This is a genomic window from Spirosoma sp. KCTC 42546, from assembly GCF_006965485.1.
GTDB lineage: Bacteria > Bacteroidota > Bacteroidia > Cytophagales > Spirosomataceae > Spirosoma.
The window spans coordinates 6,501,000-6,513,744 of record NZ_CP041360.1; the positions used below are offsets into that span (position 1 = coordinate 6,501,000).

General features: G+C 49.0%; 8 protein-coding genes. 5 read left to right on the plus strand and 3 right to left on the minus strand.

Features of this window, described 5'->3' with window-relative positions; genetic code table 11:
• The first annotated feature begins 22 nt into the window (after positions 1-22).
• From EXU85_RS26680 to EXU85_RS26690, 3 genes are all read left to right on the plus strand, one after another.
• Positions 23-2,209, plus strand: a complete 2,187-nt coding sequence (locus EXU85_RS26680) for a PQQ-binding-like beta-propeller repeat protein (RefSeq protein ID WP_142775007.1) — start codon at positions 23-25, stop codon at positions 2,207-2,209.
• Between the two features lie 297 nt (positions 2,210-2,506).
• Positions 2,507-3,823, plus strand: a complete 1,317-nt coding sequence (locus EXU85_RS26685) for an enolase C-terminal domain-like protein (RefSeq protein WP_210422506.1) — start codon at positions 2,507-2,509, stop codon at positions 3,821-3,823.
• Entirely contained in the window at positions 3,820-5,775 is a 1,956-nt protein-coding gene (locus tag EXU85_RS26690; RefSeq protein WP_246859260.1) for a GDSL-type esterase/lipase family protein, read from the plus strand. The genes EXU85_RS26685 and EXU85_RS26690 overlap by 4 nt, the downstream gene beginning before the upstream one ends.
• 308 nt (positions 5,776-6,083) lie before the next feature.
• Here the strand turns inward: EXU85_RS26690 and EXU85_RS26695 are convergent, their stop codons facing one another.
• Both EXU85_RS26695 and EXU85_RS26700 read right to left on the minus strand, forming a co-directional pair.
• Positions 6,084-6,281, minus strand: coding sequence for a response regulator (locus tag EXU85_RS26695; RefSeq protein WP_371731954.1), 198 nt, complete (start codon positions 6,279-6,281; stop codon positions 6,084-6,086).
• Between the two features lie 163 nt (positions 6,282-6,444).
• Positions 6,445-6,645 (minus strand): ATP-binding protein, encoded by a 201-nt coding sequence (locus tag EXU85_RS26700; protein ID WP_246859261.1) that lies wholly within the window; start codon positions 6,643-6,645, stop codon positions 6,445-6,447.
• A 339-nt stretch (positions 6,646-6,984) separates the two neighbouring features.
• On the opposite strand from EXU85_RS26700, the gene EXU85_RS26705 reads away from it, so the two are divergent.
• Together EXU85_RS26705 and EXU85_RS26710 are read left to right on the plus strand one after the other, a co-directional pair.
• Complete coding sequence (locus tag EXU85_RS26705; protein ID WP_142775010.1) at positions 6,985-10,215, plus strand: TonB-dependent receptor; 3,231 nt, start codon at positions 6,985-6,987, stop codon at positions 10,213-10,215.
• Between the two features lie 35 nt (positions 10,216-10,250).
• The gene (locus EXU85_RS26710) at positions 10,251-11,819 is read left to right on the plus strand and encodes a RagB/SusD family nutrient uptake outer membrane protein (protein ID WP_142775011.1); all 1,569 of its coding nucleotides are present in this window, start codon (positions 10,251-10,253) and stop codon (positions 11,817-11,819) included.
• A 61-nt stretch (positions 11,820-11,880) separates the two neighbouring features.
• Here EXU85_RS26710 and EXU85_RS26715 read toward each other — a convergent pair whose 3' ends face one another.
• Complete coding sequence (locus EXU85_RS26715; protein WP_142775012.1) at positions 11,881-12,729, minus strand: AraC family transcriptional regulator; 849 nt, start codon at positions 12,727-12,729, stop codon at positions 11,881-11,883.
• Positions 12,730-12,745 lie beyond the last annotated feature (16 nt).

The following is a 12,745-nucleotide window of genomic DNA, read 5'->3' on the forward strand; positions in this document are numbered from 1 at the left end:
CGTACATGACATTTTTTATTCCATGAAGTACATCATCTATCTCGGATCGATTGGGGTATTAGGGTTGCTGTTCGCGGCCATTAGCCCTAATCAAGACGAGACCTATACCGATCAGCCGGGGAATGTCGACTGGGTTCATTATGGGGGCAATAAGGCAGGCAACCGCTATTCGCCCCTTACCCAGATCAATCTCGACAACGTTAACCAATTACAGGTAGCCTGGACGTTTGACGCGGCTGGACTCGACGGAAAAACCGGCCGTCAGCCTGAAATTCAGTGCCAGCCGATTGTGGTCAACGGCGTTCTCTATGGCACCACACCGAAGCTTACGTTATTTGCGGTGAGAGCTAATACGGGTGAGAAACTCTGGGCATTTGACCCCTTCAGCAACAAACAAGCCCGCTTTAACCCAAACCGGGGAGTTCTTTATTGGGCAGATGGACCCGACAGACGGATTCTGTTTACCGCAGGCCCTACCCTCTTCGCCATTAATGCGCTAACGGGCGAACCGGTTGCGCAGTTCGGCAAAAACGGGGAGGTCGACTTACGGGAAGGCATGCTGAATGACCCAGCGTTTGATCTTAAAAAACTATCCGTTACGGTAACCAGTCCGGGCGTTATTCACAAGGATTTGCTGGTCATGGGATGCACGGTTTCCGAATATGGCGATGCGGCACCAGGTCATGTGCGCGCTTTCGATATCCGTACGGGCCAGATTCGCTGGACGTTCCATACCATTCCGCAACCGGGAGAAGCGGGGTATGAAACCTGGCCTAAAGATGTCTACAAAAAAATAGGAGGAGCCAACAACTGGGCGGGTATGGTGCTTGACGAAAAACGAGGCATGGTCTACTTAGGCACTGGTTCGCCAGCAGTCGATTTTTACGGAGGAAGTCGGGCCGGGCAAAATCTGTATGCTGATTGCATCCTCGCCCTGAATGCCGAAACGGGCAAGATGAAGTGGTATTACCAGACCGTGCATCACGACCTCTGGGATCGGGACCTACCCTGCCAACCCAATCTGATTACGGTAAAGCACAACGGCAAATTAGTCGATGCCGTTGAACAATCCACCAAAGATGGCTTGGTGTATGTGCTTGATCGTGATACGGGCGCGTCCCTCTTCCCTGTCGAGGAAAGGTCCGTTCCCACCTCCGGCCTTCCGGGCGAACAGCCCTGGCCCAACCAACGCTTTCCGCTAAAACCCGCACCCTTTGCCCGGCAGGTATTCACCGAAGCCGACATTACCGACCGTACTCCCGAAGCGCATGCCTTCGTGAAAGAGCGATTCCAGAAAACGCGGTCTGGCAGTAAGTTTATGCCGCCGAGCCTGGAAGGTACGCTGTTTTTCGGTATTGGCGGTGGCGCAGAATGGGGTGGCAATGCGGCCGACCCCGATGGCATCCTGTACCAGAATTCCAACGAAATGGTCTGGGATTTAACGATGATGGATCTGGCCGCACGAAACGCCGAGATTGCCTCGAAAGGAAAATCGCTGTACCAGGCTAATTGTGCCGCCTGCCACGGGGTCGACCGGAAAGGGAGCGGTCAGGCCTACCCTAGCCTGGTCGATATTGGCAAACGACTAACGGGACAGGATATTCAGGCTATTCTGAAAACGGGTCGGGGACGGATGCCCTCCTTCGAGCATATTTCCGAGCAGGACCGCAGTACACTTGTCCGCTTTCTGCTCAACACCGAAACTAAAGCCAGTGAAACGGGCGATCAGCATAGCGCCGGGGCGCCTACAGCTGTTGTGCAGAAAGCCGAATTCCCGTACATCCCGCCCTATATCAATAACGGCTGGACGCGCTTCGTAGACCCCGATGGTTACCCTGCCGTGAAACCACCCTGGGGCACGCTCAACGCCATTGACCTGAACACGGGCGAATACCTCTGGAAAGTTCCGCTGGGTGAGTTTCCCGAATTAACCAAAAAGGGAATACCACTTACGGGCACCGAAAACTATGGTGGCCCCATTGTAACAGCCGGTGGACTGGTCTTCATTGCCGCCACCTACGACGAACGGATACGGGCTTTCGACCGAAAAACGGGCAGGGTTGTCTGGGAATATCAGCTTCCGGCAGGCGGTTTTGCTACTCCCATTACGTATCAGGTCAATGGCAAACAGTACGTGGTTATTGCAGCTGGGGGCGTAAAAAACGGCCACAAACCCGGCGGGTCTTACATTGCCTTTGCCTTACCTTAACCCTTCAGTAAATTATGTTTAGGTTTCATGTTCCATGTTTAGGATAGGTTGGTATTGAGTAGTTCGCATAAACATGAAACTTCAAACATAGATAGCCCGCAGATTTTTATGATCTATATGAGTTAAGTATGATTTTAATCCATTGGCAACCTAATACAAAAATCATACTTGTTCTTATTACTCATAAAAATCTGCGGGCTATAAATAAATCAGAAACCCTTCAATCCTCATTTCATGAATACAAACCGTGAACCCCACGAAAAGCAACTCGATCACACTCGCCGTAACGCGCTAAAAATGCTTGGTTTTGGCTCATCAGCTGGAGTGTTAGGGCTGTTTGGCGGCATCTCCACCGCCGAAGCCCGCGAACAGCAGGGTAAGCCTCAGTATGCCGTCGGGATGGCTCCCGTCAAGATCAAAAGTGTAAAGGCCATTGCTACCGCTCCACAAGGTTCCAACCTGATTGTCGTGAAAGTGGAAACCACCGAACCCGGTCTCTATGGGTTAGGCTGCGCTACGTTCACCCAGAGGGCCGCCACCGTGATTGTAGCCATCAACACCTATCTGAACGAGTTCTGTGTAGGCAAAGACGTGGACAATATCGAAGACATGTGGCAGGCGGCTTATGTCAGCTCCTACTGGCGCAATGGGCCCGTGCTTAACAATGCCCTCTCCGGACTAGATCAGGCACTTTGGGACATTAAAGGCAAACGCGCCAACATGTCCGTTTACCAGCTATTGGGCGGAAAAGCCCGCTTCGCCATCCCCTGTTACACCCACGCGGGCGGAAACACTCCCGAAGCCGCTGCCGACAGTGTAAAAAAATTAATGGCCGATGGATTCAAATACATCCGCATTCAGCAGGGCGGCTATGGAGCCGTGGGCGCCACCGCCGATAAACCCGACTTTAAAGTAGCTGGCTTTGGGGGTGAAACCGACAACTACATGAACGAGCGGCTCTACCTGAAATCGGTACCCAAAATGTTTGAAATCGTTCGGAAAGAGTGCGGAGAAGAAATCGAGCTACTTCACGACATTCACGAGCGGGTACAGCCCATCGACGCCATCAACATGATTAAGCGGGTAGAAGAATACCGCCCGTTTTTCATCGAAGACCCTTTCTCGCCCGAGAACATGAAGTGGTTCGCCAATCTCCGCCAGGCAACCTCCGTACCCATTGCCATGGGCGAGTTGTTCAACAACATCAACGAGTTTAAGGAGCCGATGGTCAACCAATGGTTCGATTTCATCCGGATTCACGTCTCGCAGATTGGGGGCATCACGCCAGCCATGAAAGTAGCCCGATTGGGCGAGTGGTTCAACATCCGCACCGCCTGGCATGGTCCGGGCGATGTCTCGCCGGTGGGTCATGCAGCCCATGCACATATCGATCTGGCTGTCTGGAACTTCGGCATTCAGGAAGCGGTGCAGTTTTCGGACAAAACCAAAGAAGTGTTCAGCGGTTGCCCAACCATGAATAAAGGGTATATGTCGGTCAATGAAGTACCCGGGCTGGGCGTTGATATCAACGAAAAAGAAGCGGCCAAGTATCCAATTACGACTAAGTCTAACTGGCAGGTCCGTAAGATGGACGGCACAATTATTAGACCATGAAAAGAACAGTAACGCCCCCTCCACCACGTGTTCAGCCAAAGCCCATCAGCAAAAAGCGGCTGTTGCTGTTTAAAGGAATGGCGTTACTGTTGCCTTTTTTGCTGATGGCCTTAGTAGAAGGGCTTCTCCGACTAGTTGGCTATGGCCATGATCTACGTTTGTTTGTGGAAGATCCGCAGCAGAAGGGGTTTCTGGTCATGAATCAGTACACGTCGGAGAAGTACTTTTCGGAAACGGAGAATGCCACGATTGGCAACTTTGAACCGTTTCCAGCCAAAAAAGCTGAGGGTACGTTTCGAATTTTTGTGCTGGGTGAATCAACCACCATTGGCTATCCATACATGCACAACGGTTCCTTCCATCGCTGGTTGCAATACCGATTGATGCACACCTTCCCGGATAAGGAATTTGAGATCATCAACCTGGCACTCACGGCCATTAACACCTACACTGTCGCCGATTTTGCGAAGCAACTACCCGATTATAGCCCTGATGCAGTGTTGATTTACACCGGCCATAATGAGTACTATGGAGCCCTGGGTGTTGGATCGACAAGTGGCATTGCTCATAACCCATTGTTGATTCAATTGCTGATCAAGCTTCGGAAATTTCGGCTGGTACAATTACTTGCCAACACGATAAATGGGATTCGGAAGGCGGTTTCCGGTCATAAAATTGACCTGCGCGAAAACCTGATGAAACGAATGGCGGCCGACCAGCAGATCGTTTATCGCTCCGAGACTTATCAGGCTGGCATCGATCAATTCAAGACGAATATAACTAGGCTTTGTCGGCAACTGAGTGAGCAGCATATTCCGGTTTTCGTTAGTAATCTGGTCAGTAATGAAAAAGACCTGAAGCCATTTATCAGTAGTCCTGGTAATGGAGAAAGTTCCGCCCAATCCCAGTTTCAGCTGGCAACCGAAGCCTATGCAATGGGTAATTTTGCTAATGCAAAAAAGAAGTATGTACAGGCCAAAGAACTGGATAGGCTTCGGTTTCGGGCACCGGAGGCCATGAACCAACTCATTCAGTATGTCACGGCTACCTATCCTGGCATTACCCTGGTAGACACAAAACGCACGTTTGAAGCAAATTCACCACACGGCATTTTAGGGCAGGAGACCCTCCTGGAGCATGTTCACCCTAATTTATTTGGCTATGCGCTCCTTTCCGATGCGTTTTATGAGGCCTTGAAAAAAAGCCGGCTACTCCCCGATGATCGCACGCGGGAAATCTCGCTCGATGAATTACGCCAACGGATGCCTATAACGACGGTTGATTCACTCAAAGGCGTTTATGAGATGATGATTCTCAAAGAGGGCTGGCCGTTTAATGTGCCAATGCCCCCCGAAGAGAAACGGACCAAAACAACCGAAGAGCAACTGGCAGGGGCATTGGTGGTCAAACAAATTGCGTGGCCCGATGCCATGAATCAGTTAGTCAGCTATTACCTGACGCAGAAGAATTTCAGCAAAGCATTACAAGTAACAGAAGCCCAATTGCTGGAGTACCCGTACAACGTGGCTCTTTATGACCAGGCGGCAAAGCTTAGTGTAGCCCTGTCCAGGAATGAGCAGGCTGTTACATACCTAAAAAAAGCGTTTCGGCTGGAGAACAGTTTTGAGCGGGCCCAACCGCTTTTTATTACGTTACTTAAACTAGACAGGCCCAACGAAGCCCTACCTTACCTTCAGTATGCGGCTGCTCACAATTCATCCGGATTTAGCCTGAATGAATTACAGACGTTCGTTCAACAGTTAATTGCGGTAAAGAATCAGTTTATGAAGGACAGCACCAACATCAATCTGAGCAATCAACTGGCCGCTGGCTACCTCAAATTTGCGAATACCGCTGCTGCCACGAAGTATATAAACAACAGCTTACGGCTCGATGGACGCAACGCCCTTGCCTTACAATTGAAGCAGCAGATTCAGTCTATAAAAAAATAAGCAAATCAGCCGAATTGGGTTTGTCATGCCAACCGTCCCGGTCGGTCGTGACACCAACTTGTTCCTTACCGACCGGGACGGTCGGCACGACAACGACTCCTCCACTGACGACTATTGCCACCAGTGGAGGAGTCTATTTATAAAACCCCTGCCGCGCATAATCTTACCCGAGCTTTAGCGACTAACTCACGGGTTGAGAACAGCTTGGGCAGCTATAGGTCGGCTCCAGGATCAAGACCTTTCTGAATAGCTACCTCTTTGCTTTTGGCACTCAGAAAATCACCTTTGCTAATATTCGGACGATTGCTTCATAAACTGCACACTTCATAGCCATCTACCTGAGGCATCATTACATCCAGCAGCAGCAAATCAGGAAGCTCCTGACGAATGATGCTGAACGCTTCGGCCCCATTGTGGGCAATGAATACCCAATACCCTTCTTTCTTTATCATATACTCCAGCGAGAGTAGACTATCCGGCTCGTCGTCAACAATTAGTACTTCCATAAGTAGCTGAACGGGGAAGGTAGTGCTTTCTCATTCCTGATTCAACACGAAAGCGCTACCTTCCCTTCAACAAATCAATCTAGTTGTATGGGCAACAAGCATACAACTTGTGCGCCCTGTCCGGGTGTACTGATAACGCTAAGTTGCCCATGATGTAAGTCAATTATTTTTTCGAGATCGCCAAACCCAGACCGCTCCCTTTTGGTTTGCGAACGGTTTGACTAGTTGCCTGATAAAATTTTTCAAAAATCAGTTGCTGCACCTCCGGTTCAATGCCAACCCCGTTGTCGGTAGCACGAATATCGGCCCAGGTGTAAACATACCCTGACGTGCCCTGTATTGGCGGGTGAGAACTTGATCGCATCTGACAATGGCACAAGTTAGCACCGATAGATGTTATCATACGGAAAATACTTACAAACCTTACCAATTCCAGTAAGTAATTGGCAGAATATTAACAGGTTAGCCTTTTCTACATCTTACTTCAAGCCTACTATTCTCATAGATTATCCTACTCTTTGCTCTTTTACGTCCCGACTCTCCTGCTTTCTATTATTTTTTAATATCCCGTTAACCATCTTTTAATTATTTTCTAATCTACATGAGTAGTTATTAACTGCTGAGTAGTTTTTCAGTATAATCTGACTGGTGTCTTATTTTTTTTCCGTTCAAACCTAAACGTTCACTCCAAAGTGATCATTTTATGAAAAACAAATTACCTCTCCGAGTCATGTTCGGCAGGTTACTCAGTGTATCGAGTATGCAACTTCTGCTGGCATTCTGTTGTCTTAGCGCTAGTTACGCTAAGAATCCATCGAACTACAATCCGCGAGAAAACAGCCCCGCCCTGACCGCAGACCGAACCCTGACCGGTCGGGTTACTGATGAAAAAAGTGAAGCTTTACCGGGTGTAAGTGTTATTCTGAAAGGAACGCAGCGTGGTACCGTTACGGATGCTGACGGTCGATACAAACTGGACGTACCCAATGGTACATCTACACTCGTATTCTCATTTGTTGGCTATGTTTCGCAGGAAGTGAGCATTGGCAACCAAGCATCTGTCAACGTTAGCCTAAAGGCCGACAGCAAGGTGTTGGATGAGATTGTCGTTATCGGTTATGGTACGTCAAAAAAATCGGATTTGACGGGTGCTGTTTCTGGCGTTAAAGAGGCTGAACTGTTGGAGCGGCCAGCCCCTTCGCTGAACCAGCAACTTTCAGGTCGACTACCGGGCGTACAGGTAAACAACAACTCAGGTCGTCCTGGAGGGCGTACTACCATCCGGATTCGTGGATTCAGTTCGATTAACTCCTCGAACAACCCACTTTATGTAGTCGACGGTGTTATGCTTCCACAGGGTACCGGCGATCAGTTCAGTAATCCAATCGACTACATTAACCCGAACGATATCGTGAATGTTGAAGTATTGAAAGATGCTTCTTCGACGGCTATTTATGGAGCACGGGGCGCGAATGGTGTTATTCTGGTCTCGACCAAAAAAGGGAAAGCCGGTGAAAGCCGCGTTACTTACGACACGCAGTTCAGTGTAAATACCATTGGTCCAAACAAGCCACAGGTGTTAAATGCAAAACAGTATTTAGCTACTGAAGATCTGGCTTATGCTAACATGGCCAAATTCGATCCTGCAGGTTGGGCCGCTGGTAAATATACACAGTACGACCCTATCGTAAGACGGAAAGCATTCAGTGCCGCCCACCCAGGCGTTTTTGATGCCAATCTGAATCCGCTATACGATACCGACTGGTTCAAAGAATCATCACAGAATTCAATTTCCCAAAACCATCAATTGGGTTTCAGTGGTGGTAATGAGCGTACTCAGTATTCGCTCTCGCTTAACTATCGGGACGATCAGGGGCTTATCAAAACATCGTACATGAAACGGTATTCTGGCCGCTTCTCTATTGACGATCAGGTAAAAAGCTGGCTCAAAATCGGTGGTACGCTGAGTTACAACAACCAGTCTGAAAATCTGGTGGATATCAATGACGCCGTTGCCCGGCAAATTGTGGAAGACTTTCCGTTCCTGCCTGTACGCTATCCAGATACAGGTATCTTCGCTGAAAACCGCGATTATCCACTCGCAGAGGGAACAATGAGTTCAGTTCACCGCCTGATGGATCGTAAGTACATTCAGAATACCCAGACGACCCTGGGAAGCTTATACACCAACATTAGCCTGGCTAAAGGACTGGAAATGCGGACCGTTTTAGGTGCAAACGTCCAAACACAGGAAGTCAACCAGTCGCAAACCCGTACGCTAAACATTGGCGGCAACGGTAACGCGTCGACTCAAAACACCCGGACTTCGTTCTGGTCGCTGGAAAACTACCTGACCTATAACAAGCAATTTGGCCAGGATCACTCATTTACCGGCTTGTTGGGTATCTCATGGCAGGAAACGAACGCGTTCAGAATGAATGGTGCCGTTAGCGGCTTCGCTACCGATTACTTTGGCTTCAATAACTTAGGCGCTGGTGCTACCAACCCATCTGTTGGTTCAGATGCATCGCGTTTTGCCTTTAATTCCTACTTCGGTCGGATTAACTACGGCTACAAAAATAAATACCTGTTTACAGCAACAGGTCGTGCCGATGGTTCGTCTAAATTCGGGGAAAACAACAAGTTCGCTTTCTTCCCATCGGCGGCTTTAGCCTGGCGTATTTCGGAAGAAGACTTCCTGAAAGGCAACGCGGTTATCTCGAACCTGAAATTACGTTCCAGCTATGGTCTGACAGGTAACTCGGAGATTCCACCTTACCAGTCTCTGTCATTGCTTAGCTCCACCTACGCGACTATTTATAACGACACACGAGTTAGCGGAACCGGTATCAACCGCCTAGCTAACCCCGATCTGCGCTGGGAAAAAACGGCACAGACGGACGTTGGCTTAGAAATTGGCCTCTTCAAAGGACGGGTTAATGTAGAAATGGATTACTACTACCGTCTAACAACCGACATGCTGCTTGATGCACCTGTTCCACGCACCAGCGGTTATGCCACTATTCGTCGGAACGTGGGATCGATGCAGAATCAGGGCTTCGAGTTTAGTGTGAATTCCGTGAACGTTAACAAGGGGAATTTTACCTGGAACACAACGTTTAATATCTCCCTGAACCGCAACAAAGTGCTGTCATTGGCAACACCATCTGACATCTTCGGCGTGGGTGGTCCTAACTTCACGAACCAGACCAATGTCATTCGGGTTGGCGAGTCTGTTGGAGCGTTCTGGGGTCTGACCCGTTTAGGTACATGGAGTGAAGCCGAGCGCGAAGAAGCAGCTAAATTTACCAGCTATCGGGGTGGATTTACCATTCTGCCAGGCGATATCAAGTACTTAGATGTAAATGGTGACAAAGCGATTACTGATGCTGACCGGAGCATTATTGGTAATGGCAGCCCCAAAGGCTGGGGTGCTTTGACCAACAATTTCAAGTTGGGCAATTTCGACGCTACGCTTGAACTGCAGTATATGTACGGCAATCAGGTGATGCTCATGAACCTGCACCCAAGTGAAGACCGGCAGGCGCTGGCGAACAGCTATACATCTGTACTGAATGCCTGGACGCCAACCAATCAGAATACTATGATTGCTCAAGTTCGGGGTACCCAGGCGGGCTATATTACCAACGTAGATAGCCACTGGGTTAAGGATGGCTCATTCCTGCGGGGTAAAAATCTGCTGCTGGGCTACACCATACCGCCTGCGGTCACAAGTAGGTTGAAGCTGAACCGGCTCCGTGTATATGCCTCGGCGCAGAACTTCTTCCTGTTGGTCGATGATCCAATTATTGGTGATCCAGAAGTAACGCCTACTAACCAGGGGAATGATAGTAGCGCCTTCTCGCAGGGTCAAATCTGGCACAACTATCCAAAACCAACTACCTATCTGGTAGGTCTTCAGATTGGCCTGTAATACAAAAACGCATTTAACTTACTGATTTTCATCGTATGAGACATACACTTGTAAAACATATAAGCCGGGCCTTACTTTGTGGATTTGCCCTTACCGGCCCTATTGGCTGTACGGACTTTCTGAAGGAAAAGGCTCCATCAAACCTGACGCCTGAGAGTTTCTATACCATTCCTGACCATGCCGAATCGGCTCTGGCATCGGTTTACGCCAGCCTGCGATTTATGGGCGACGGGGCAGGTATCTTCTCCAGCAACTGGCAGTTGCTGGAAGCCATAACAGGAACTTCCACAACGGAAACCGCACAAAACTCTGACCTCAATAACCTCTATGGGTTAGTACACGATGGCAATACGGCACACGTGGTTAACTACTGGAATGGCCTGTATCGGGTAATTGCCAATGCGAATCAGGTGATTGAAAAAGTACCTGGAATTACCCCGATGGATGCGGCTCAGAAGACTAAAATTCTGGGTGAGGCACGGTTTCTGCGGGCTTCGGCCTATTTTACGGCCGTTCAATTATGGGGCGATATCCCCCTGATTACGAAGCCGCAAACGGCCGTTTCCACCGATTTTCAACCGGGCCGTACGTCTAAAGAAGATGTGTATAAACTAATCGTCGACGACCTGGTTGCCGCTGAAGCGGCTGGTCTGGCCTGGATGGACGTAAGCGGACGGGCTAACTTAGCCGCGGTCAAAACGCAGTTGGCTAAAGTGTATCTGACGATGGCGGGCTTTCCGCTTAGCAAAGGAGCATCGCACTACAAGCTAGCTGCCGATAAAGCGCTTGAAGTGATTACTTACGCCAATGCGAATCCCGGTACGATCAACCTATTTACGACCTATTACGATGTCCATAGCGAAAGTACCGAGAACCGTATAGAACATCTGTTCCAACTCCAGTATAACACGACTGTAGCTGGTAATCCAATGGACAATTTCTACCCGAACTTTAAACCAGTAACCTATAACGGTCCTGGTGGAACGGGTAGCTCAGTTCCAGTGCCTAGTTTTTACAATTCATATGAACCAGGCGATTTGCGGGCTAAAGATCAGGCTGGCTATTTTTATACCACCTACTATACCAACGGGAACGGGGCACCATTTGCTTTAGGAGCGCCTTATGTGTTCAAGCACTTCAACCGGACCTCAAACGGTACGTCGGGCGTGGCGGGTTCTCGGCAGAACAACCTGAACGTGCCACAGATTCGTTACGCCGAAACGCTGTTAATTTATGCCGAAGCGCAAAACGAAGTAGGTGGACCAACGCAGGCCGCTTATGATGCAATGAAGCGTATTCGTGATCGTGCTACACTGACGACACCTGCTTTGGGTACCTACACCCAGGCTACGTTCCGGGAAGCCGTTTGGCGGGAGCGCTGGCACGAACTGTGCTACGAGCAGATCACCTGGTTTGATATGGTTCGTCTACGGAAAGTGTACAACGATAAAACCAATGGTTTCGATGCTTTCGTTGGACACATAAATCCTAGTTCAAATAATCAGCCTTTGCAGGAAAAGCATCTGCTGCTTCCTATTCCTAGGCAGGAATTGTTAAATAACCCCAATCTGAAAACTCAGAATCCGGGTTACCCAGGTGTTTAATTAAGTTAAGTAAGACAAACACAACTCCCCATCTAGCTTTAGGTGGGGAGTTTTTTTATGATTACCCTACCAACGCTTTCCGATAAGCACTTGGCGTTTGGCCCGTTATGGCGCGAAATGTCTTGTTGAAATGGGATAGGTTGTTGAACCCTACGGCAAATCCCACATCCGCCACTGTCCTGGCTGAATATAACAGTCGACGGGCCTGATTAACCCGGTATTCGTTAACAAAATCTGTAAACGTGAGGTGAGTCATGCGTTTGAAATACCGGCAAAAGGCCGGCACTGTAAGGCTGGCCAGATCAGCTACGGTATTCATATCTATAGGTTCGGCATAATGCAGTTCCACATACTGACAAACCCGATTGATACGGTCCTGCTCCTTCGGGTTCAGATCGAACCGAACACCATTGGCATGCAGGGGTTCCGCGTCGGGAGCATCAGCCAGTTCATGTAATACCCGTAGCAGTGTCAGGAAACGCTCAAAGGGTGGCTGGCCGGGCAATTCCTCCAACCACGGCCCTACCTGCTGTTTAGTACCGGCACCAAATGTCAGACCTGTATGCCCTCGCTCAAACAATCGTTTGACGGCAGCTAATTCTGGTTTTTGCAGAAATGATTCTCCCATAAAATCGTCGCGCATTTGCACCACAATTTCCTCATATTGACCTTCTTTACCATAGCTGAAATTGAGGTGTGGTAAATTAGGGCCGATAAATGCCAGTTCACCTAGTTCATAACAGGATACATTTGTGCCTACCCGTCGTTGGCCGTTACCAAATGGAATGTATACGATTTCATACTCTGGATGATAGTGCCAGTATACACGACAGGTTTCCGGCTCTGTATTATGAATCACCCGAAAGGAACTTCCAGCCTCGGGTTCTATTTTTTCGAATTGAAGTTTCATAAAAGGGTCTTGCCAC

Excerpts from the sequence above, each read along its gene's own strand:
- EXU85_RS26710 (WP_142775011.1), top strand. The coding sequence starts at position 10,251 with ATGAGACATACACTTGTAAAACATATAAGCCGGGCCTTACTTTGTGGA.
- EXU85_RS26715 (WP_142775012.1), bottom strand. The coding sequence starts at position 12,729 with ATGAAACTTCAATTCGAAAAAATAGAACCCGAGGCTGGAAGTTCCTTT.
- EXU85_RS26690 (WP_246859260.1), top strand. The coding sequence starts at position 3,820 with ATGAAAAGAACAGTAACGCCCCCTCCACCACGTGTTCAGCCAAAGCCC.
- EXU85_RS26700 (WP_246859261.1), bottom strand. The coding sequence starts at position 6,645 with ATGCGATCAAGTTCTCACCCGCCAATACAGGGCACGTCAGGGTATGTT.
- EXU85_RS26705 (WP_142775010.1), top strand. The coding sequence starts at position 6,985 with ATGAAAAACAAATTACCTCTCCGAGTCATGTTCGGCAGGTTACTCAGT.
- EXU85_RS26695 (WP_371731954.1), bottom strand. The coding sequence starts at position 6,281 with ATGGAAGTACTAATTGTTGACGACGAGCCGGATAGTCTACTCTCGCTG.
- EXU85_RS26685 (WP_210422506.1), top strand. The coding sequence starts at position 2,507 with ATGCTTGGTTTTGGCTCATCAGCTGGAGTGTTAGGGCTGTTTGGCGGC.
- EXU85_RS26680 (WP_142775007.1), top strand. The coding sequence starts at position 23 with ATGAAGTACATCATCTATCTCGGATCGATTGGGGTATTAGGGTTGCTG.